At 37.4% G+C, this 21,867-nt stretch carries 23 protein-coding genes and 1 tRNA gene; 15 read left to right on the top strand and 9 right to left on the bottom strand.

All coding sequences use genetic code 11. From position 1 onward, the window contains the following. The 8 genes from IGI50_RS07445 (at position 1) to IGI50_RS07480 (ending at position 6,385) form a co-directional block, all read left to right on the top strand. Positions 1–996 carry an aminoglycoside phosphotransferase family protein gene (locus tag IGI50_RS07445; protein WP_438776629.1) on the top strand — a complete coding sequence of 332 codons (996 nt, stop codon included), beginning with the start codon at positions 1–3 and terminating at the stop codon, positions 994–996. Continuing rightward, positions 989–1,654 carry a TIGR04282 family arsenosugar biosynthesis glycosyltransferase gene (locus IGI50_RS07450; protein ID WP_438776630.1) on the top strand — a complete coding sequence of 222 codons (666 nt, stop codon included), beginning with the start codon at positions 989–991 and terminating at the stop codon, positions 1,652–1,654. Before IGI50_RS07445 ends, IGI50_RS07450 begins: the two co-directional genes overlap by 8 nt. After that, on the top strand, positions 1,651–2,523 hold the full coding sequence (locus IGI50_RS07455; RefSeq protein WP_311854798.1) for a nucleoside hydrolase: 873 nt from the start codon (positions 1,651–1,653) through the stop codon (positions 2,521–2,523). Before IGI50_RS07450 ends, IGI50_RS07455 begins: the two co-directional genes overlap by 4 nt. A 26-nt stretch (positions 2,524–2,549) precedes the next feature. Beyond that, positions 2,550–3,224 carry a TVP38/TMEM64 family protein gene (locus IGI50_RS07460; protein WP_438776631.1) on the top strand — a complete coding sequence of 225 codons (675 nt, stop codon included), beginning with the start codon at positions 2,550–2,552 and terminating at the stop codon, positions 3,222–3,224. Positions 3,225–3,359: 135 nt separating this feature from the next. After that, positions 3,360–4,487, top strand: coding sequence for a helix-turn-helix domain-containing protein (locus tag IGI50_RS07465; RefSeq protein ID WP_438776632.1), 1,128 nt, complete (start codon positions 3,360–3,362; stop codon positions 4,485–4,487). After that, a complete protein-coding gene (locus IGI50_RS07470; protein WP_311854801.1) occupies positions 4,480–4,692 on the top strand; it encodes a PLDc N-terminal domain-containing protein in 213 nt (70 codons plus the stop codon). Before IGI50_RS07465 ends, IGI50_RS07470 begins: the two co-directional genes overlap by 8 nt. Continuing rightward, positions 4,689–5,624 carry an ATP-binding cassette domain-containing protein gene (locus tag IGI50_RS07475; RefSeq protein WP_438776633.1) on the top strand — a complete coding sequence of 312 codons (936 nt, stop codon included), beginning with the start codon at positions 4,689–4,691 and terminating at the stop codon, positions 5,622–5,624. Before IGI50_RS07470 ends, IGI50_RS07475 begins: the two co-directional genes overlap by 4 nt. Next, entirely contained in the window at positions 5,621–6,385 is a 765-nt protein-coding gene (locus IGI50_RS07480; protein ID WP_311854803.1) for an ABC transporter permease, read from the top strand. The genes IGI50_RS07475 and IGI50_RS07480 overlap by 4 nt, the downstream gene beginning before the upstream one ends. Before the next feature lie 259 nt (positions 6,386–6,644). On the opposite strand, the gene IGI50_RS07485 is transcribed toward IGI50_RS07480, so the two are convergent. Both IGI50_RS07485 and IGI50_RS07490 read right to left on the bottom strand, forming a co-directional pair. Beyond that, entirely contained in the window at positions 6,645–6,962 is a 318-nt protein-coding gene (locus tag IGI50_RS07485) for a hypothetical protein (RefSeq protein ID WP_311854804.1), read from the bottom strand. 100 nt (positions 6,963–7,062) lie between these two features. Next, positions 7,063–7,332, bottom strand: a complete 270-nt coding sequence (locus tag IGI50_RS07490; protein WP_311854805.1) for a hypothetical protein — start codon at positions 7,330–7,332, stop codon at positions 7,063–7,065. Positions 7,333–7,671: 339 nt separating this feature from the next. Here IGI50_RS07490 and IGI50_RS07495 point away from each other — a divergent pair, with 339 nt between their 5' ends. After that, positions 7,672–8,967 carry a glycoside hydrolase family 73 protein gene (locus IGI50_RS07495; protein WP_311854806.1) on the top strand — a complete coding sequence of 432 codons (1,296 nt, stop codon included), beginning with the start codon at positions 7,672–7,674 and terminating at the stop codon, positions 8,965–8,967. A gap of 112 nt (positions 8,968–9,079) precedes the next feature. Here the strand turns inward: IGI50_RS07495 and IGI50_RS07500 are convergent, their stop codons facing one another. The 3 genes from IGI50_RS07500 to IGI50_RS07510 form a co-directional block, all read right to left on the bottom strand. Next, positions 9,080–9,298 (bottom strand): hypothetical protein, encoded by a 219-nt coding sequence (locus tag IGI50_RS07500; RefSeq protein WP_010744741.1) that lies wholly within the window; start codon positions 9,296–9,298, stop codon positions 9,080–9,082. A gap of 87 nt (positions 9,299–9,385) precedes the next feature. Further along, positions 9,386–9,706 (bottom strand): AzlD domain-containing protein, encoded by a 321-nt coding sequence (locus tag IGI50_RS07505; protein ID WP_218257261.1) that lies wholly within the window; start codon positions 9,704–9,706, stop codon positions 9,386–9,388. Next, complete coding sequence (locus tag IGI50_RS07510; protein WP_218257262.1) at positions 9,699–10,409, bottom strand: AzlC family ABC transporter permease; 711 nt, start codon at positions 10,407–10,409, stop codon at positions 9,699–9,701. Before IGI50_RS07510 ends, IGI50_RS07505 begins: the two co-directional genes overlap by 8 nt. Before the next feature lie 282 nt (positions 10,410–10,691). On the opposite strand from IGI50_RS07510, the gene IGI50_RS07515 reads away from it, so the two are divergent. Further along, positions 10,692–11,123 (top strand): universal stress protein, encoded by a 432-nt coding sequence (locus IGI50_RS07515; protein ID WP_218257263.1) that lies wholly within the window; start codon positions 10,692–10,694, stop codon positions 11,121–11,123. Positions 11,124–11,189: 66 nt separating this feature from the next. Here IGI50_RS07515 and IGI50_RS07520 read toward each other — a convergent pair. The 3 genes from IGI50_RS07520 to IGI50_RS07530 form a co-directional block, all read right to left on the bottom strand. Continuing rightward, positions 11,190–11,262 (bottom strand) — tRNA-Gln (locus tag IGI50_RS07520). A gap of 58 nt (positions 11,263–11,320) precedes the next feature. Then, positions 11,321–11,716, bottom strand: a complete 396-nt coding sequence (locus IGI50_RS07525) for a hypothetical protein (protein WP_010744745.1) — start codon at positions 11,714–11,716, stop codon at positions 11,321–11,323. A gap of 61 nt (positions 11,717–11,777) precedes the next feature. Beyond that, entirely contained in the window at positions 11,778–12,305 is a 528-nt protein-coding gene (locus IGI50_RS07530; protein WP_218257264.1) for an HdeD family acid-resistance protein, read from the bottom strand. Between the two features lie 163 nt (positions 12,306–12,468). Here IGI50_RS07530 and IGI50_RS07535 point away from each other — a divergent pair, with 163 nt between their 5' ends. Together IGI50_RS07535 and IGI50_RS07540 are read left to right on the top strand one after the other, a co-directional pair. After that, positions 12,469–12,672, top strand: a complete 204-nt coding sequence (locus tag IGI50_RS07535; protein WP_010744747.1) for a hypothetical protein — start codon at positions 12,469–12,471, stop codon at positions 12,670–12,672. Between the two features lie 12 nt (positions 12,673–12,684). Continuing rightward, positions 12,685–13,179, top strand: a complete 495-nt coding sequence (locus IGI50_RS07540; RefSeq protein WP_010744748.1) for a hypothetical protein — start codon at positions 12,685–12,687, stop codon at positions 13,177–13,179. Between the two features lie 79 nt (positions 13,180–13,258). On the opposite strand, the gene IGI50_RS07545 is transcribed toward IGI50_RS07540, so the two are convergent. Then, positions 13,259–13,855 carry a nitroreductase family protein gene (locus tag IGI50_RS07545; protein WP_218257265.1) on the bottom strand — a complete coding sequence of 199 codons (597 nt, stop codon included), beginning with the start codon at positions 13,853–13,855 and terminating at the stop codon, positions 13,259–13,261. A gap of 184 nt (positions 13,856–14,039) precedes the next feature. Between IGI50_RS07545 and lepB the strand changes: the two genes are divergently transcribed. The 3 genes from lepB (at position 14,040) to addA (ending at position 21,856) form a co-directional block, all read left to right on the top strand. After that, a complete protein-coding gene (gene lepB, locus IGI50_RS07550) occupies positions 14,040–14,582 on the top strand; it encodes a signal peptidase I (protein WP_010744750.1) in 543 nt (180 codons plus the stop codon). A gap of 118 nt (positions 14,583–14,700) precedes the next feature. Further along, positions 14,701–18,183, top strand: coding sequence for a PD-(D/E)XK nuclease family protein (locus IGI50_RS07555; protein ID WP_438776634.1), 3,483 nt, complete (start codon positions 14,701–14,703; stop codon positions 18,181–18,183). Next, positions 18,173–21,856 (top strand): helicase-exonuclease AddAB subunit AddA, encoded by a 3,684-nt coding sequence (addA, locus tag IGI50_RS07560; RefSeq protein WP_438776635.1) that lies wholly within the window; start codon positions 18,173–18,175, stop codon positions 21,854–21,856. The genes IGI50_RS07555 and addA overlap by 11 nt, the downstream gene beginning before the upstream one ends. Positions 21,857–21,867 lie beyond the last annotated feature (11 nt).

The following is a 21,867-nucleotide window of genomic DNA, read 5'->3' on the forward strand; positions in this document are numbered from 1 at the left end:
ATGCTTAATAAAATTCGCCGTTACTTAAACGATCAGGCACTAATAAAAAAGTTGGACTTGGAAGAGCCGTATAAAATTGAATTTTTAGCTCAGGGAGAATACAATCAAAATTTTCTGATCTCCGATGGAAAAACAAGCTATGTCTTTCGACTCAATTATGGCAGTCAACTACAGTTGGAAAATCAAATCCAATATGAATATCAAGCTTTGAAATGGCTAGAACGTACAGGGAGAACACCGAAAGCATATTACTTAGACGACAGCCGTCAAACCTTTAATCAAGGATTACTGATTATGGAATATTTAGCCGGTCAGCCTTTAAATTATCGGAAAGATTTAAAAGAAGCCGCGCATATTTTTGGTGAGATCCATCAGCAACCAATAGATGAACCTGCTGAAAAAGTCTTTGTAAACGAAAAAGAAACGATTTTATCCGCTCGCATCAATGAGTGTCGTCACTTATTAGAGTCCGTTTTCACTAGTGAATTTGTCCCATTACAGGCACAAAAGTTATTCGCTGAGGCACTAAATCGCTGTGAAAAAAATGTCGAACAGCAGCGCTATTTTATTGATTTGGATCACTGGTGTATCAATAATACGGAAGTAAACTCACACAATTTTATTATTGGAGAAAAAGGGTATTTGATTGATTGGGAAAAACCCGTGATCAGTCATCCAGTGCAGGATATTTCGCAATTTTTAGCTTCGACTACCACTCTTTGGCGAAGTAATTTGGTTTTGACTCCAATGGAGAAGGATTTGTTTCTATCTAGTTATCTTGAGGTGACAGGAGTTGATCCAGTTAGCTTTAAGGAAGCTCTAAAGATCTATCACCCCTATTTGATGTTACGAGCTCTTGCTTGGTCAGCGATGGCGTTTCATAGCTACCAAGCGGATACAAAGGAGCTGAAAAATCAAGAGATTTTCGACAAGGTATCCAGTTATTTAGAAGAGGACTTTTTACGTCAAGCATTAAAGGAGCAGGTTTTTGAATAAGTATGCTTATATTTTATTTACGCGAGTTCCAGTACCTTATAAGGTAAAAACACGTTTGCAAACGTTGCTTACCGGTGAAGAAGCCTGCCAGGTTCAACTACAGATGTTGCAAGACAGCTTTTTGAAATTCGCTGAACTGAATAATAGAGGGATAGACCTTTATCTGGCTTATTCAGATGAAGGAGATCCGTCAAATTTACTCGCAGAACTGCCCGAAAGTTTTTCCGCCTTTTCACAAGTCGGCCACACGATCGGCGAGCGGATGAATCATGCCATACAATTTGTTGGAGCAAAAGGATATGAGAAAGTGATCCTCACAGGCAGTGATATCCCGAATTTGACTACAGAAATAATAATTTCGGCGTTTGATCAAATGACTGAGATTGTGTTGGGACCTTCTCAAGATGGCGGGTATTATTTGGTGGGCTGTACTAAAGGGATCAACTTAGCACCAATCTTTGAAACAACAATGGCTTGGGGCAAAAGCAAAGTGTTGACAGAGACATTAAAGCGATTAACAGATTTTGATGTAGCATTGCTAGATCAGTTGCAGGACGTTGATTTTCCTAGCGACTTGAAGGAGATGCGCCATGACTTAAAAGAGGAGAATTACTATTTCAAACGTTGGCTAACAGAAAATAGAGGGTTGTTAGAATGAGAAAAATTATTTTTGATTGCGACAATACTTTTGGACTAATAGATCGTGATGTAGATGATGGGTTAACGCTCCTGTATCTGTTAGGAGCACCCCATGTCGAACTGCTGGGGGTTACTTTGACTTACGGTAATGGGAGTATCGAAGAAGTCAATAAGATGACAAAGGAAATGAAAGAACAGTTAGGCTTGTCTTTTGACTTTTTCTCAGGAAGTAAAGAAAACAATCTCGCTGCGGCTTTTCTAATAGAACAAGTTAATCGTTTCCCAAATGAGGTGACAATCGTCGCGACCGGAGCATTGACCAATTTGGCCGAAGCACAAAAAATAGATTCAGATTTTTTTGCCAAGGTACAAGAAGTCGTGCTGATGGGCGGGACAACTGAACCTTTAATAGTGAACCAACAAGCGGTATCCGAATTGAATTTTTCATGTGATCCTGATGCTACTCGAAAAGTTTTGCTAAGCCAAGCAACGATAACCATCATGAATGGTCATATGACTGCGGCAGCATTTTTCTCAAAAAATGATCTGAAACACTTTTTCGAGCGTGCAGCAGGTATGCTAAAAAAGGAAAGTATGACTTGGCTAAAGGACACCCTAAAGAACTGGATAATCTGGAATGAGAGAGTGTTTCATTTCAGTGGTTTTTGTAACTGGGATATGACGACAGCAGTTTATTTAGAGGCTCCTGAACTCTTTAGCGATGAACACTATTTTTTGTCAGAGAATCAACCAAACCTTTCAAAAGGGCAAATGACATTGGTAAAGAATTCGAAATATGTAGTGAAGATGCCTAAGACGCTTCTGGATGTTCAGTTATTTAATGAGTTAGCAATTGAAGGGATGATTGCTGGACTCAGATACCAATAGAACGACTTCAAGGAAGAGGTGATTCGTTGAAAAAAATTAGTCTATTTATTGTTATTGTGTTGTTAGTAATTTTTCTAGCGTATCAATTTGGTTTGATTGATCTTCTAACGAATATTTCTGACCTGCGCGCTTATTTAGAGAATCTCGGCTGGTGGGGCTACGTAATTTTTATTCTTCTGTCAGTGATTGTGGCCGTATTTTTATTACCAGGACAAGTTTTAGCAATTGTAGGAGGTCTTGCCTACGGCGGTTTGATTGGCGGTGCGCTAACCGTTATCGGCGCCTCACTAGGAGCAACCCTCTCTTTTATCATAGGAAAATACGTGGCGAGAGGCTATATTATCCAACGTTTTGGCAATGACCCAACCTTTCAAAAGATAGAAAAGGGGGTAAGAGAAAATGGGCTTTCTTTTCTAATTTTTACTCGTTTAGTCCCGATTTTCCCTTTTGCTATTCAAAGTTATGCCTATGCAATGACACCTATGAGTGTAAAAAAATTTAGTTTGATTTCTTTTTTAACGATGATACCTGCTAGCTTTATCTATGCATTCATGGCTTCAGAGATCGTTGCAAAGGGAGTTTCCATGAGTTTGTTACTGGAGCTGACCGTTGCAGGAGTTCTATTAGCCTTGTTGGCGTATTTGCCAAAAAAAGTAAGCAAAAAAATAAATCAGCTGACTTCAGAATATAAAAATAAATAATTTTAATGAGACTAGTATAAAGCACTAGTCTTTTTTGTTTCTTATGGGTTGATTATTATCCGTAAAAGTTAACAAAGACTCGATTGTTTTCTATTACGACTCATTCTAAAATAAATAGTAAGGGGGGGAAGCATCATGGAAATGAATATCGGTCCGATAATCATGGAAAAACGAAAAGAGAAACATGTTACTCAACAGGAGCTGGCAAACTTTGTAGGGGTATCCAAGGCCTCGGTGTCAAAATGGGAAACAGGTCAAACCTATCCTGATATTACCTTGCTGCCATTGTTAGCCGCCTATTTTGACATTACGATCGACTCACTCTTGACCTATGAGCCGCAGTTAGACAACCATGAGATTCAGCGGATTTACTCGATGCTAAAAAAATCATTGGAAACAAAATCACCGGAGGATGTATTAGCAACAATTCGCAGCTTTGTTCGGCGCTATTATTCATGCTATCCATTTATATTGCAGATGGGGCTGTTTCTTTTGAATCATGCTGATTTATTACCAGGAGAAGAAAATGTCCAAACCTATACAAAGGAAGCGCAAGAATTATTTATTCATGTAAGAACACAGACAAAGGATCCTGAACTAATCACACAGGCTTTAAAATATGAAGCGTATACTTCTCTGACATTAAACGAATTTGATCAAGTCTTAGATATTCTAGGAGAACAGGTTCCTATTTTATTTCCGATTGAAAGCTTGATTGCTGCCGCTCAACAGCAAAAAGGAGAGGAAGATCAGGCGATCGTTACTTTGCAAAGTGCGATTTATCAGTATACGACTGTCTTTCTGAGTTTTCTAGGCAATTATTTACAATTGTTGATTAAAGATCATAAGAAGTTCTCTCAAACCGTTAAGCGTGGTCTTAAATTTGCCGATGTTTTTGAATTTAGTAACTTGCATCCCATTGCGTTGATGAATTTTCAGCTGTCTGCAGTTTTTGGCTATGCCCAGATGAAGGATGAAGCAGCTGTTTTTCCGTTGTTAAATGATTTTCTAACAGTAATGAAGCAAACACAATTTCCAGTGGAGCTCCATGGAGATGCTTACTTTGATCAGGTGGACGACTGGCTGGAACAATTAGAACTTGGTCATCAATTACCACGAGATTCAATGAAGGTCAAGGACAGCTTGATCGACTTTGTAATTGAAAATCCAACCTTTGCAAGCTTTAGCGATCAAGAACAATTAAAGAAAATCTATTCGGAGTTGCGGAATCTCAAAGAACAGGGGTTGAGTGGAAATGAATAATTTTGATTTTTTAAAAGAAAATTTGCCGATTTTTCTACCGTTAATTATTTTAGAATTGCTTTTAATGATCACGGCTGTATGGCATATATTGAAGCATCCCAATTATCGTTTTGGAAACAAAGTTTTATGGCTTTTAGTAGTTGTAGTTATCCAAATTGTCGGTCCAGTAGTCTATTTTGTATTTGGAAGAGGAGAAAATGAATGAACATTTTAGAATTGAAAAATGTTTCAAAGAAATTTGGTTCAAAAAGTGTTCTTAAAAATTTGAATTTGAGTGTGCCTACAGGGTCAATATATGGTTTTGTAGGCGAGAATGGTGCCGGAAAAACCACAACGATGAAGATGATTTTAGGTCTGGAGGAAAAGAACAGCGGCGAGATTTTTATAAAAGGGCAACCGGTTCATTTTGGAGACAATCAAACCAATCATTTAACGGGATATTTGCCTGATGTACCAGAATTTTATAATTATATGTCTGGTAGAGAATATCTAAAATTCTGTGGGGAAATCACTGGTCTGACGAAGAAGCAATCACAGCAAAAAATTCCTGAAATTTTAGCACTCGTTGGTTTGGAAAACAATAAAAAAAAGATTAAGGGTTATTCACGAGGAATGAAGCAACGTCTAGGCATTGCTCAAGCATTATTAAATGATCCAGAACTGTTGATTTGTGATGAACCAACCTCTGCTTTAGATCCTAGTGGCCGCAACGAGTTTTTGGAAATGCTATCGAAGCTAAGGAGGAAAACAACGATCCTGTTTTCTACCCATATTTTAAGTGATGTGGAACGAATCTGTGATTACGTTGGTATTTTAGATCAGGGAGAATTAGTGGTCAACGGTCCATTGAATACGCTAAAAGAGAGGTACGCGAGGAATCAAATGGAAATCGAATTTTCAAATGAAGAAGATGTTGAGATTTTCACTAGAGTGTTAGAAAAATTGGAACAACAAGAAGTTATCAAAGATTATTCTGTGGATTCTTCAAAGCAGCGTTTTGTTTTAACCTATTCTTGTGATTATAAGGCTGTTGCAGCAGCAATTTTTCAATTATTTGAAGACTCTCGCATTTACCCAAAATCCATTCAAAAAATTGATCCTTCATTAGAATCGATCTTTTTGGAGGTTATTCAATGAAAAATTTATATTATTTTACAAAAAAAGAATTAGTAGAAAGCTGGCGGACGTCACGTCTGTTACTCTTGATCATTATCTTTCTTATTTTTGGCTTGATGAATCCGCTATTAGCAAAATTAACCCCCGAGATTGTAAAAATGACTATCGGAGCAGCGATGGCCAAAACGATTCCCGATCCGACTTCTCTTGATTCTTGGACACAATTTTATAAGAACCTTACTCAAATTGGTTTAATTGTGATAGCCCTAATGTTTAGCGGAACGGTTAGTAATGAAATAAGTAAAGGGACATTGATTAATTTGGTTACGAAGGGACTTCGGCGTTGGTCAGTGATCGTTGGAAAAATGATTAGCTTGATTTTACAATGGACCCTGTGTCTTTTACTAACATTTCTTGTCACGTGGGGGTACACCGCCTATTATTTTCCAGATAACAAAAGCCCTTATCTTCTTCAAGCGGCATTTCCTTTGTGGCTATTTGGATTGTTATTATTAGGCATAATTGTATGTTCCTCAACGATCGCACGGAATAATTATGAAGGATTACTAATGACAGGTGCAACAGTCGTCATTATGATATTGCTGAATATGTTTGATAAAGTGAAATACTATAATCCAATCTCGCTAATTACTCAAAATATCAATTTTTTGCAGAAGGCTTCTGCTTTAGAAAAATATAACCCAGCAATAGGTATCAGTATTCTCCTAATTCTTCTCTCTCTACTATTCAGCGTGCTCATTTTCAATCGAAAAAAAATATAGCTAAAAGGCGGTGTGACAAGATTTTTGTCACAACCGCCTTTTTAATGGTAGCGTATTTCTGTATAAATCAATTCAATTAGGCAACACATCATTTTGGGAAGTCGTTTCCTAAGCCTTTTCTGTCTAGAGAAGGGACTAACTTGTGTAATAATTCTCATTTGCCTTGCTCAATTTACTTAGTGAGAATAGAATTTTAAAGGCTAGAGTTACTCCGGCTAGTAATAAAAATGGCATCGATAGTTGTCGATACCATTATTCGTTAAATAAAAATGTATATAACAGAGTAGACATAGTATGCAAGTAGAACTAATGAAACAAGGCAGGAGAACTTAGCTAAAAAACCACCACGTGCAGGTTTCGATGATTTACGTGATTGTCTACGCGTCATTTCCATTTGCTCATTGGTTGGTATGTCCGATTTGGATGTACGTAAAAGTACGACAGCTAATAAATCAATAAATAGTAATCCTTGTAATGCAATACTAACAATATAGGTGATTTGATCGCCTCTAACGATTCTAAATAAAAATAGAACAATCATTAGAAGATCAAAAAAAAGTGTTAATAAAAGCGCCATAATAAAGCTCCTTTGAATAGGTTAGAATAGACAAATTTTATTATAGCATATAACTAATTAAAAAATTACGAAATATTTGTGAAGGATGAAACTAAATATCTCACTCTTTACGATTCAGTATTGAATAGATAATCCAGTAAAGCATGAAGCTGATAAGTGAAACAAACATAAGAATTGCTAATGTCCAAGCACCTTCGACCGGTTGATAATGATGGTAATTTATAAGTAAGTAAATACATATGAAAGTAGGGATTAAGGAGAAATATAGATGAAGCAAAATACGGTCGTTTTTAAAAAGATAAAAATAGACAAGGGTCATCAAAAAGAAGATAAAGTAAATCACAATTGAAACTACAACGCCGATATCCATATATTTCCCTCCCTTGAAGGTCATTATAGCAGATTGGCCAGAGTCAATAAATAACAATAATATGAGAAATCGTGGCTTTTCCTTAATTTGAAAACATCATTTCAGTGCGTAACAACAACGTTTTATATATAAATATACTGTTAATTCTAATTAAAACTTTCTTTAATTTAAAAAAATCGGAAACTTTTGAAGAACGCCTGTTATTGCAATGTTTTCAAAGTTCAAAGTAAAATAAAAAAATTTTACTTTATGATTAATTTTTGTTACTTTATATACAGAGAGGTAAGAGAATAAGCATTAAATATAACCATCGATTAATGGTGGTTAGAGGGGGATGGCATGAATTATAAAAAACTGTTATGTAGTGTGATGTTGTTAGGCAGTTTGGGAAGTTCAGCATTTGTTGCATACGGAGAGGAAACATCGAATTTAACGGAAACTCAAGAAAGCACGACGATACAAGAATCTTCAAGTTCAATCGCGCCAACAAATAATCAAGCAGTTGGAACTTCAGAGACGCAAGAATCTGTGTCGAAAAAGGACGTAGAATCTACCTTATCTTCTGAAAAAGAAACAGAAGAGAGCAGCACTAGTGAAGAAAGTATGATAGTGGATGAAGAAGAATATGATGCGCAGGGGAATCTGCAATTTCATCATCCAATCCCGTTTGATGAATTTACGATTGAGCCGCCTGCCTTTAGGGCTGCACGAGCAGCTGTGAATACGCAGCAGGCCTTTATCAATCAGATTGCTCCTTCTGCGAGAACATTAGCAAGTGCGAACAACTTGTATGCTTCGGTGATGATTGCCCAAGCGATTGTTGAAAGCGGTTGGGGAGGCAGTACGCTTTCCAAAGCGCCAAATTATAATTTGTTTGGAATTAAAGGGGAGTATAATGGACAGTCCGTTACGATGCCGACTCAAGAATATGTTAATGGAAAACCGATTACGATCAACGCAAAATTTCGGAAGTATCCGTCTTATAAAGAATCTCTTGGAGATAACGTAACTGTATTAAAAACAACTTCTTTTTCACCAGGGAATTATTACTATTCTGGTGCTTGGAAGAGCAATACGAAATCTTATAAAGATGCAACTGCTTATCTAACTGGCAGGTACGCGACTGCTCCGACTTACGGAGCAACATTGAACAACGTCATTGAAACTTATAAGCTGACCCAGTATGATTCAAACAGCAGTGGAGGAAATAATGGCGGCTCGACTCCTGCGCCAGTTCAGACAAGTGCAATGTATCGTTTGTACAATCCAAACAGCGGAGAGCATTTCTATACAGCAAGCACTGCTGAACGAGACAAGGTTAGGAAAGCTGGTTGGCGATACGAAGGAATAGGATGGCAGGCACCAAAGAGTGGTACACCTGTATTCCGTTTGTATAATCCAAATGCTGGAGATCATCACTATACACCTCATGTATCTGAAAAAAATAATTTAGTAAAAGTAGGCTGGCGATACGAAGGAATCAGTTGGTATTCTGGAGGAAGCAAGCCATTGTACCGTCTGTATAATCCAAATGCTAAAGCAGGCGCTCATCACTATACATTATTGCAGAGTGAGCGTAATAACTTGATCAAACAAGGCTGGCGAAACGAAGGCATCGGCTGGTACGGACAATAATATGAAAAAGCTCTCGATGAAATTAAGATTCATCGAGAGCTTTTTTAAAGGTTAAAAAGTATAAACTTTACCCAAAAAGTACCCCAGAGTTGACTAAGCATTAAAAGCCCTTTTAGCTGGCATCAGTAATTTCTGAAATAACAAAAAAACTATGAAGCTGCTCTGTTGGGTAGTCATACTTTTTCCCTATTTCAGATAGAATCTTTTGATCTGATTCCAAAATAGGTTCGTTCCCATCATACAAAGTGTCCGTTGGAAGATGGATTTCGAAAGGCTTTTTCTCCTCTAAAACTAAGGGCTTTTCAAAGAAATATCCAGCGATCTTTTTCATGAGAATTACTCCTTTTTCTATTATTTTGTTATATATTACATCAGCGATGTAAGTAAAACCAGAAATAAGCTCTATAACAGGCGTCATTTAAAGCAATCGTAAAAGAGCGATGCCAAGAACACCTGTCAAGACAATTTTCATTAGATCATTCGTGCGAATACCGACAATGAGTGCTGGTATACAAGCAAAAACTTCAGGAAAACGCAATGTCGGAAATTGACCTGATTGAAAATTAAGTAAACTTTGCATAAGTAATGCCGTTAAAATGGTCATCGGCAAATAACTTAAAAATTTTTCGAAAGCGGACGGCAGTGTTATTGCTTTTGTCAAAACAAAAGGCAATACGCGAGGAACCCAAGTGACGACTGCACAACCTAAGAGAGTCAATAAATAGTAATAATTACTCATCCTTACTCATCACCCCCGTTAAACAGCCTAACAATGTTGCTAAAATAACTGATAATTCAGCTGAAACAATCCGCATTAACAGATATAAGGTAATAATTGTCACAGCTAAAATTCGTACGGTCTTTGCCCGTTGCTTTTTTAATGGCAGTTGTACTTGAAAAAGGAACAAGCCAAGAAACATCGAGGTGAGTGCAAAATCAAACCCAAAGATAGTTGGGTCAGGAATGAAATTTCCTAGTAACGCCCCTATAACAGTTGATAGTATCCAGACCAGATAGGCTGTGATATTTAAGCCATGCATCCAGTTACTCGATACTTTTTTTTCTTGTGCCAGAGTCGTCATTAGCACCCCGTAAGATTCATCGGTCAGTAATGTTCCAATAGCCATCCCATTTAACAAAGAATCGTCTTTGAAATAATGAGCGACAGAGAGACTCATGAGAAGATGACGTAAATTGACAAGGAAAACAGTGAATACAATTGAAAGAATTGGGGCGCTTAACAATAATAAGCCGCATAAAATGAACTGCGCACTGCCAGCATAAACTAGCGTGGACATCAAAAATATTTGCCAAATTGCAAGATGCGCTGATTTTCCAACAATTCCCATGGCAATTCCAATTCCTAAATAACCCATAATCGTGGGCAGACAGGCTCTAACGCCATCAGTAAAACTGGAGGTTTGTGTCAGGCGATTATCCATATACTCACCCTCTCATTTTTTTCTAATTATATTAGACCATAACTAATAAAAAAACAAGAGGTTAGATGACTAAAAAAAGAGCAACAATTCCAGTCGTTGAAACTAGTGACTGGCGGGGAAGTTGTTGCTCAATTTATTTTATCATAAAAATATTACAGGAAATACTAAAAAAATAATTTTTGTTAGGGAAATAACTCGTAATTAGCAAAAAGAATGATCACGCTCTTTAATTTTCTAGAAGGAGCGACTTGAGGTATAATGAAGGTATGGGAGGCGATTTCAATGAAAGAAAGTTATAAGAAAATACTTGTGGCAGTTGACGGTTCAGAATCATCAACGGACGCATTTAAGGAAGCATTAAGTGTCGCAGAACGAAATAACGCAAAATTATTTATTCTTACAGTAGTCGATTATAAATTCTCGATTGGCGATCCAGCATTTATCAATGATTCCCTTAAGTTTCATCTAAATAATGCGGAGATCGAGCTTGAGCAATTGATTGCCAATTCAAACGTCAGTCAATTTGATTATGAGACAAAGATTGACTCAGGAAATCCCAAACGAAAAATCATTGATTATGCGCTAGAAAATCAAGTGGATCTTATCATGCTGGGGGCAACAGGTAGAGGGGCTGTTGAACAGGCTTTAGTCGGCTCAACAACAGCGTATGTAGTCAATCATGCGAATTGCAATGTAATGGTAGTGAAATCTTAAAATTTTTTCCAGATAAAAAAACGTTTTTGCTTTAAAAAAGCAAAAACGTTTTTTTAAATGAGTTTATTGGGATAGTAGGGCTCGAACCTACACTCTCCTGATTCAGAGTCAGGCGCCTTACCAGTTTGGCCATATCCCAGTAAGAACAGAAAATATTGTAACGCTAGTTTCTCTATTCTTCAAATAAAATGTCTCGACTACTTATTTCCAGCTTGCTTCAAAGCATTCAAAACAAGATTCCCATCAGCGAAACCTAAATTGATAGAAAGGATTTCAGCATCAAAAACTAAGGACAGTCGGATGCCGTTTAGTTTCTTCTTACCGCTAATCTCTCTACATTGATAAAGATTGTATTTATAGGATTTTTGTTTGCTTAAAGCATATAATGTGTTGCCGGAGATGCCATAAGCAGTTAAACCTTCTTGATTTTTAAGACTCTCATACTTGTGAAAGCCAATGAAAGAAAAGGAAAAGTTTATTTTGGGAAAGGCTTGTAAAAAATTGTTATACAAACGAATTCCCTTTTCTTCATTGGTGTTGTAGTTAATACCGTATTTTTTAGTGAATTGATAAAGCTCAGTAGCAGTATTCATAATGACCTCGTTCTCTTTTGATACATTCAGTATAAATGTTTCTTATAATAGAAACAATTCTTTATTGATTAAAACGGCGAGTGTTAATAAATTCTGAAACAGCCATCGTAATTAACAAGAAGCCAAAAATTTGGAAGAGAATCATTAAACTACTAAAAGGATTGAACAGAAGAAAAATACCAGCAAGAATCATCAAGGCACTATAGACAACCTGACCAGTAACTGGAAAACCATTTCTTTTTGCAGTCCAGCTTTGCATAAACTGACCAATAGCAAAAATTAGGATAATGAATCCCAGAAACATCGGTAAAATGCTTATGATCCCTTTTGAGAACCAAAGAACGACAAAAGCAACTATAACTCGTAGGATTCCGCTAGTCGTCTCAAAGCCGACATTACCAGTATATTTTTTGGCTTGTAGGCCACGGATGATTTGTAAAATCCCCATAATCAATAAATAGAAGAAAATAATGTAAACAATTCCTTTAAAAACGCTCCGTGGTGAAAAGAGAATAGCGATTCCAAGAACCAAATAGCAAGCACTTCTTAAATAACCGTATTTCTTAATTGAATCGATAAAATTTGACATAAAAGATCCCCCCCTCTGTAGCTAATTTTACCTGATTTACTTTCTTTTTGCTAACGAAGTGAAATTTTCGATTGTAAACCATTCCAGACTTAGGTATAATTGCGAATAACATTGATCCAAAAGCTAGACGAACAAATGAATGTCGATACTGGAGGGCTTACTTATGAATGAAGAAGAAATTGAACTTGGAAGAACTTATCGTTGCCATCCGATTGGTTTCGAAGAATGCGTGGAAGGCGAAGTTATTTCCAAGATGACAAATTGTGCTGTTGTACGTATAAATCAATGCGAAGAGGTTGATCAAGAGCAGCGAGATGACAAATCTAACATGGTCGTGGTAAAATATTCTAATTTCATTCCAAGTTAGAAGGCGGTTCTTTTGAATATATTTACATTGTTATTAGGCGTTTTTACGATCGTTTTGTATGTGTTCTTATTGTTGGCACGTAGAGACATTATTGTTCCAGTTTTTAAGCAGCGCAGGCAATATCCTTTTTATCTTTTTTTAACAGTATTGATTTTATGGATTGGCTTTACAAGTTGGCAAGATTTAAATGGTCGAGTGCAGACAGTCTTGGCCGCCTTGGTCATGTTAAGTTTTTTATTAGATAAAAAAGGGTTTACAGAGGACAGTTTAATCCTTTTTAGTCTAGATAATCGAGGCATTCCATTAAATGAGATCGAACGAGTCGTATTATTTCAAGAAGAAAACGGTTTGATTAAGTTGAATTATTTTCGCAAAGAGCGTCGTGGACCGATATTGACCTTTGACTATTCATTGACTGAATTTGTCGTTTTTCTTTCCACACACCTTAATGAGGGCAGCACATTAGAAATCTTGACAAAAGACGATCAAGACAAGAATGGGAAATAAGATGGCGGAGACGCCATCTTTTTTATGTGAAAAAGGAGCGATGCTGAATAAATCTGCATCGCTCCTTTTAAAATTTCGATTAATGGAATACGCGGAAGCGTTCATCATCTGCCAAGTATTCTTTTTCGTTGGCTTCGCCATCTTTAGACCCAAAGACTAATTGAGAACGTAGTTGCCAGTTTGATGGAATATTCCATTCTTTTGCAACAGCATCATCAATTACTGGATTATAGTGTTGTAAGTTTGCTCCAAGACCAGCTGCATTAAGCGCAGTCCAAGTATTTGCAGTTGCGATACCGTTTGATTGTTCTGCCCAGTCTGGGAAGTTATCTGCGTATAAAGCAAATTGTTCTTGCAAGTTTTTCACTGTATCTGTTTCTTTGAAGAACATTACTGTTCCAAAAGCATTACGGAAGCTAGCAATTTTCGCTTGTGTGTTAGGAAATGCTTCTGCTGGGGTTAATGGTTTTAACGCTTCTTCAACGATATTCCATAATTTTTCATGAGCATCACCAAAAAGAATGACTGCACGAGGTGATTGTGCATTAAAAGCGGTAGGACTGTTTTTAACAGAGTCCTTAACTAATTCTGTGATTTCTTCTTCTGTTAGTTGAACGTCGCGTCCTAAAGAGTAAAATGAACGACGATCTTTTAATGAGTCTAAAAATTGAGACATAATAATTCCACCTTTTCTTGTTTTGTTCTTGTTGACAAGGAATACTTTAACATCTTACAAAAAGTAAGGAAAGGATTATGCTCACAGAAGAGTAATTTTTTTTTAAGGGGAAGGGAATACTTTTCAATAAGTGCTTAAGAATATGATAAACTAAATTAACGAAGAGTATAATGGAGGCTCATAAATGAATATAAAGGAAGTAGGAAAATCAATTATTTGGTTTTTAATTTTAGCAGTTATCTTAGTTGGTTTGCGTCATTTTGTTTTTACCCCCGTCGTAGTTAAAGGAGATTCAATGGATCCTACATTGATAGACGGAGAAAGAGTCATTGCCTTAAAAAATACTGATATTAAACGTTTTGACATTGTGACTTTTCCGGCACCTGATGATGAAGGAAAGAATTACATCAAACGTGTTATCGGTTTGCCAGGGGATATCATAGAATATAAAAATGATGAGCTTTATATCAACAACAAAAAATATGATGAGCCATATTTAGATGAGTTCAAAGGAAAATTAACTGATGGACAGCCACTAACGTATGATTTCAATTTGAAAGAATTAACAGGATCTGAGAAGGTTCCTGATGGTGAATTATTTGTTTTAGGAGACAATCGTCGGATTTCGAAGGATAGTCGTATTATTGGAATGATTAAAGAAAAAGACATCATGGCTGATGTTAAATTTGTTTTTTGGCCACTTAACCGATTCGGTACTGTAGACTAGCAAATAGCTAGTCTTTTTTTTACTATGGAATACTCCATTTGTATCTTTCGTCATGCGACTTTTTGCTTGAACTGTTATAATATACGAGTAATCTATTCAAAAGAAATGAGGGGAAACGATGCCATTACAATTTTTGTTAGGTGCTGGACAGAACGACGCGACAGAACGAATGATTCAGACTGCGCGAGCTTGGCTAGAACAGAATTCAGAAAATCGAGTGTTCTTTTTAGTCCCCAATTACAATAAATTTGAGCAAGAAATTCGTCTTTTAGCTGCGATGAAGCAAGACGACAAAGCGGTTGAATTCAGTACGATTCGTACGCAGGTATTCAGCTTTCAACGACTAGCATGGTATTTTTTGCAAAAGAACGGTCAGATTCCTGGGAATATCTTATCAGAAGCTGGAAATGCTATGATTCTAAGAAAAATTCTTCATGAACAGCGAGAGGAGTTAACAATTTTTCGTGGCGAAGTCAACAAAACAGGCTTCATTCAACAGCTCGTTCATTTTTATCAGGAGATGCAGATTGGAAATGTAACTGTAGAAGATTTAGTTGAAAATGGAAACGATCAGGATCAGGTATTAAAACTACAGGACTTAAAAAAAGTTTTCTCCGCATATGAAGAGGCGCTGTTCAAGTACAAAGTAGCAAATGATGACCCACTGCAATTATTGCAGCAGTATCTGAGTACTAAAAAAATGTCAAATAATCTTTTTATTATTAGTGGGTTCACACGCTTTAACGCACGCGAACTTGGTGTTTTGAATGAGTTAATGGTGTGTGGGGAACTATTGGTTTCCTTAGAATTAGATCGGCCTTATCCAAGTGAAGAACCCAATCCTTTGAACTTATTTGCTGAACCAGGCAAAACATATTTTCAATTAAAAAAGAGTGCTGATGCGTATAAAATTCCTGTGCGTCCCGATCAGTTTGCACAAATGAACCAAACCGTTTTCAATCAGGTGGGTGAATTTTGGGCCAATCAAAAGAGAAGGAACTTAGGACAAAATGATCAAGTTCAGATAAAAATATTTAGTACCCTAGCTGATGAGATTCGTAAAACAGGTGAAGAAATTCGTCGATTAGTTAGAGATGAAGGGTATCGTTATAGAGATATTCAAATTTTATTGCGCAACTCACAAGCTTATAATAGTATTTTACCGGATATGTTCAATAAATTAGATATCCCGTTCTATTTAGATGAGACACAGGAGATGGCCGCTCATCCTCTCATAGAATTCTTACAAGCATTATTTTTGATTGATAGTTATCATTATCGGATCAACGATGTATTTCGCATGTTGCGTACGGAGCTATTTGCCCCATTTGATTGGACGGCGGATACTTGGTTCAATCTGCAACAAGAATACAGGGAAAAGATTGATCAAACAGAAAATGTTTGTTTAGCTTATAACTTTCGCGGGAGCGCTTGGACAAAGGAAGCTGATTGGGAATTTGTTGATTATGATTTTGAAGCAGATGTTTTTAATGACGCGAAGGAATTAGAAGCAACAACCAATGAGGTACGACGTTCTGTACAGCAGGTGATTCCAGTGTTCTTCAAAAAAATAAAAAATTCGAAAAATGGGTTAGAAGCGGCGACGTTTTTCTATCATTTTTTAGAAGCCAGTGGTGTGAAACGTCAGCTACTCTTTTGGCGTGATCAAGAGGTTGCCAAAGGAAGCTTAGACAAAGCGCGAAATCACGAGCAGACGTGGCAGGCATTGCTAGATTTATTGGATGAGTATGTACTTATTTATGGGGAAGATTCCTTTGATTGGGAAACGTTCCAAGAAATATTTTTGGCTGGTTTGATGAATGTGACTTATGGAAAAATCCCTACGGCCATAGATCAGGTGCGAGTCAATGATTTAGAATTGGCTCGAATTGACCAAACGAAAGTTACTTTTGCAATCGGATTGAACAGCAATGATTTTCCGGCTCGTTTTGATGACAAGGGATTACTAACAGCAGAGGAGCGTTCTGCTTTCAATCAAAATCTGCCAGAAGGAAAGTTTCTACCAGAAAGCAATGGGTCAAAAGTTAATCGCGAACCTTTTTTAGCATATTCAGTATTCCTTTCTGCTAGTGAAAAGCTGTATCTGAGTATGGCTACAACAGTTGAAGGTGAAAAGAAACTGGAAATATCTCCTTTTTTAAGACAGCTTAGTCAAGGATTGAAACTACCGATTCAAGAAAATGAGCCGTTAAGACTTATGAGTGATCCGGAGAATCATCTAGGAACAATGCGAACATTGCTATCTGATTTGATTGCCTTAAACCGGTTTGCTCAAGATGAGAATCGTGCCTTTTTGCCAGCTTGGCGAGAATTGCAAAAATTTATTCAAAACAGTTCATTGTCTTCAATGGCGCAGCGAGTCTTTAAAAGTTTACAGGATCTAAACGTTCCTCGTGAATTATTACCGGAGACAGCAGAGCGTTTGTATGGGAAAAATCTATATGTTTCTGTTTCCAGGATTGAAAACTTCTATAACTGTCAATATAAGTATTTTGCTAATTTTGGTCTTGGATTAAAAGAACGTACTGTGTATGGATTGACGCCTGCTGCGGCTGGGGATTTTTATCATGAAGCGTTGGATTATTTTTTCCGGTTGATAAAGGAACAAGGCCTGCGTCTTGCTGAGTTAAATGAAAAAGAGCGGACAAATTTAGCAGATCAGGTTTTAAAGGAAATTTTCGGCGAACTAAAATTTGCAATATTATCAAGTTCGGCGCGAATGAATTATATTCGCTATCAATTATCCCGAACGATTCAAAAAGTAAGTTGGGGATTGGTAAACCAAGGAGCCCGAACGAAATTTGAACCGCAGCAAACGGAGGTTATTTTTGGCTCGATTGGAGGACAAAAGGGAATCCCTGGAATTAATTTGCCCTTGTCGAATGGCGGAGAAGTGGCTATCCGTGGAAAAATCGATCGTTTGGATCAACTACAAAGTGCTGAAAATGATTGGTTAAGCGTGATTGACTACAAGTCAAGTCCGCATAGTTTTAATGTGGCAGATGCTTATTACGGAATTGCACTTCAGTTAATTACTTATCTTGATGTCGCAGTCACAGATTTCAGTCAGTCGAGCGGCAAAGCCATCAAGCCCGCTGGTGCATACTATTTGCATGTTCATAATCCTGTTCTAAAAGAACCTAAGAACATAGAAAGGGATATGCTAAAGGCTTATCAATATGATGGCTTATTTGCAAAGGAACCAGAGCTTTATGATCAGTTGGATCAAAGCCTAGAGGAAAAAGAAAATTCTCTGCTGTTTCCTATTAAAAAAGATAAGAATGGACAAATCGTGGCTGTGCCTCAATCCAGAGATAAATTTTATGACTTGTCTGAAATTGAGCTGCTGCGAAAATACAATCGAGAGAAAATTCAAGAAGCAGGGAATCAAATTGTTTCAGGTGAGATCAAGTTAAATCCGACTTATAAAGACAATCAGCGCATTGCTTGCCAATACTGTCCGTTCCGCAGTGTCTGCAAATTTGACGCTATGTTGAAGGAAAATAATTATCATCGATTAGAGAAGCTTTCGAAAGAAGAAGTCTTGAAACGAATGGAGGAAGAACTGCATGACAACTAATTTTCCTATCCCTCCAAAAGCACCAAATGAAATGTATACCGATGCTCAGTGGCAGGCGATTTTTGATCAAGGAACGAATCTTTTAGTCTCTGCATCTGCTGGATCTGGAAAAACGGCGGTGCTTGTTCGACGGGTGATTGAGAAAATTAAGCGACAACAGCTTTCAGTCGATCAGCTTCTTGTTGTGACATTTACCGAAGCTGCTGCTAGTGAAATGAAAGAGCGAATCCAGTCCGCATTACAAGAAGCAATCAATGAAGAGACGGATCAGACATTAAAAAATCATTTCACCCGTCAATTAACATTGTTACCAATGGCGAATATTTCAACCTTACATTCATTTTGCTCAAAGGTTATTCAACGCTTTTTCTATTTGATTGATTTAGATCCAAGCTATCGAATGTTAACGGATGATACTGAAACCATTTTGTTGAAAGAAGATGTTTGGGATGAGCTGCGAGAATCTTTTTATGAAGAAAATCAGGAAATTTTTTATCGATTAACAGAAAATTTCTCAAATGATCGCAGTGATAGCGGACTAGAAGATTTAATCTTTTCAATGTATGATTTTGCTCGCGCGAATCCTGCGCCTTTTCATTGGCTAGAGGGTTTGATTGAAAATTATCGCGTAGAAGATTTGTCAGAATCAGATTTGTATCGTAAATTGATTCGCCCTCAAGTATTGAATACACTGAGAGAAATCAACCAGACGTATCATTGGATGATTCGTGCGAGTGAAGGAACGGAAGAATTAAAAAAAATTACTGATTTGGCTCAGAATGAATTAGGGGTCGTCAAACAGATTGAACAGGCAATAGTTGAAGACCATTTAATTGATGCGTTTAAGATCTTTGAGACGATGAAATTTCCAGCCTATCCTTCGCCAAGGAAAAAAGAGGTCAAGGAGCTTTATGGCGATATTATTGTCGAGTCCAAAAATTATCGTGATCAAGCAAAGCAAGGATTGACAAAGCTCAAAGAGATGTATTTTGCTGTCTCACCGGAAGAACAGGTAACACGAATGCAAGAAGCACTGCCACTTGTAGAAGAACTGGTTCGAGTTGAAAAACGATTTATTGAGGAGTACTCAGCCAAAAAAAGAGAAAAGGGCATGCTTGACTTTAATGATTTAGAGCATTTTACCCTGCAGATTTTGCAAACGGAAATAGACGGACACAAACCGGCTGAAAGTTATTATCAGAGGCGATTTGCTGAGGTTTTAGTGGATGAATACCAAGACATCAATCAGCTACAGGAAACTATTTTACGTCAATTAAGTACTGAAAATCCTGGAAATCTTTTTATGGTTGGAGATGTGAAGCAATCAATTTATGGGTTTCGTTTAGCAGACCCTACCTTGTTCATTCAGAAGTATCATGATTTTGCCGATGAAGAAGGCGGTCGTCGAATTATTCTAGCTGAAAACTTCCGTTCACGCAAAGAAGTGTTGGATTTTACGAATTTAATCTTCACTCAATTAATGGATCAGGCGGTTGGACAAATTGAATACGATAAGCAAGCAGAATTGATCAATGGTTTTACTGGATTTCCCGAGACCGATTCTTTCTCTCCGGAGCTGCTCGTTTATAAAAAAAATGGAGAAGCTCCTGAATGGATTGAAGATAAAGCAATGGGCGAGATTTTCATGACTGCTACTAAGATTCGCTCATTGATAGATCAGAAGTTCGAAATTTATGATAAAAAGCAAAAAGCCATGCGCCCCTTACAGTACGAGGACATCGTATTATTGACGCCTACTAGAAGTAATAATTTAACGATTTTAGAAGTCTTTAAACAATTAGGGATTCCCCTATCTATTAATGATACACAAAATTATTTTCAATCAACTGAATTGCGGGTGATGATTTCCTTATTGCAGATCATCGATAATCCGTATCAAGATATTCCTTTAGCCGCCGTTTTACGATCACCAATCGTTGGCTTGCAGGAAGAAGAGCTGGCACAGGTTCGTCTAGCTTTACCGCAAAAGGACTATTATCAAGCGGTTAAAAGCTATCTGCAAAACAATAAGGATGCGACAGCAGAAAAATTGACGATCTTTTTGGCCCAATTGAATGAGTGGCGTGAGTTTGCTCGAAGAGAAGCGTTAGCAGACTTACTAATTAAAATCTATAACGAGACCGCTTATTTGGACTATGTTTTAGGGATGCCTGCTGGACAACAGCGACATGCCAACCTGTTAGCACTAATCGAACGTGCAAAGGATTATGAACGCAGTAGTTTCCGAGGATTGTATCAATTTATTCGTTTTATTGAAAAAATGCAGGAAAAAGACAAGGACCTGGGAGAACCGCCAACAGAAGAACTGCAGGATGCGGTACGAGTAATGACAATTCATGGCAGTAAAGGTCTAGAATTTCCAGTAGTCTTTTTGATGGATATGAGCAAAAGCTTTAATGTACAGGATACGCGAAGAAACTATGTCTTTGACGAACGTTTAGGATTAGGTGTGAAACTATTGACTCCCGATACAAGGATTAGAAAAGATACACTTTTATTCCAAACGGTGAAGCAGAAAAATTTGAACAAGCTGTTGTCAGAGGAGATGAGAAAACTTTACGTAGCTTTGACTCGTGCAGAGCAAAAGTTGTTTCTAGTTGGTTCTTATGATGATGAAGAAGCGGCCTATAAAACTTGGAGCAAAAGTGCTCTAAATGAAAACGTGGTACTTGATGCAGGGCTCCGAGAGGGTCAAAACGATAGCTTCTTTGATTGGGTTGGAATGACTCTATTTAGACACCCAGATATGGAAAACTACCAGAAGGTATATGCGGTAACTCAGCCTGCTCTTTTGAAGCAGCATTCGGCAGCTTTTAAGCTAGATTTTATTGATCCACAAACAATAGCAGAAGCTGTACAAAGCTATCTGCCAGAGATTAAAACGTTGGAAATCCCTCAAGGATCTATCAACATCCAATCGTTGAAAGAACGCTTGCTGTTTAAATACCCGTATCCTGAGGCGACTAAAACAACGAGTTATCAATCTGTATCGGAGTTAAAGCGATTATACGATGACCCTGACAATCGAGAGACGTTGGAGCAGACTCCAACACCTGTAGGAACCCACTATCGATTCACTGAAAACGAGCTAGGCGAGCCCAAATTTCTAGGGACAAAAAAAGAAGTCTCTGCCACCGAAATAGGGACAGCCACTCACCTAATCATGCAATTGCTGCCGTTACATGAAAAACCACAGCGAGAAATAGTTGAGTCACTAATTTCCGAGTTAGTTTCACGGCAGACCTTGACTAAGGAAATAGCGGAAAAAATATCGATTGACTCTATTATGAATTTTTTTGGGTCTGATATCGGTAAATTTGTGATTCAACATTCTGATCGATTGCATCGAGAAGAACCCTTTGCTATGCTGCTGCCCGCCAATCAATTATTCAACGATTATCAAAATCAAGACGAGATTTTAATTCATGGGATTATTGATGGGTATTTAGAATTTGAAGACAAACTATTCATGTATGATTTAAAAACCGATTATTTTACGGCCGGAAGAGAACAGCAGCTTGTTAACCGCTATCGCGGACAAATAAATTTATATAAGAATGCATTAGAAAAAGCAAAACAAAAACCAGTTGAAGCAGCTTACTTAATCTTTTTGCAAGGTAACAAGGCCATCGATTTGTTAAAAACTCCTTAGGGATAGGCAAG

This window comes from Enterococcus sp. DIV0170 (genome assembly GCF_051710765.1).
GTDB classification, from domain to species: Bacteria; Bacillota; Bacilli; order Lactobacillales; family Enterococcaceae; genus Enterococcus_A; species Enterococcus_A raffinosus.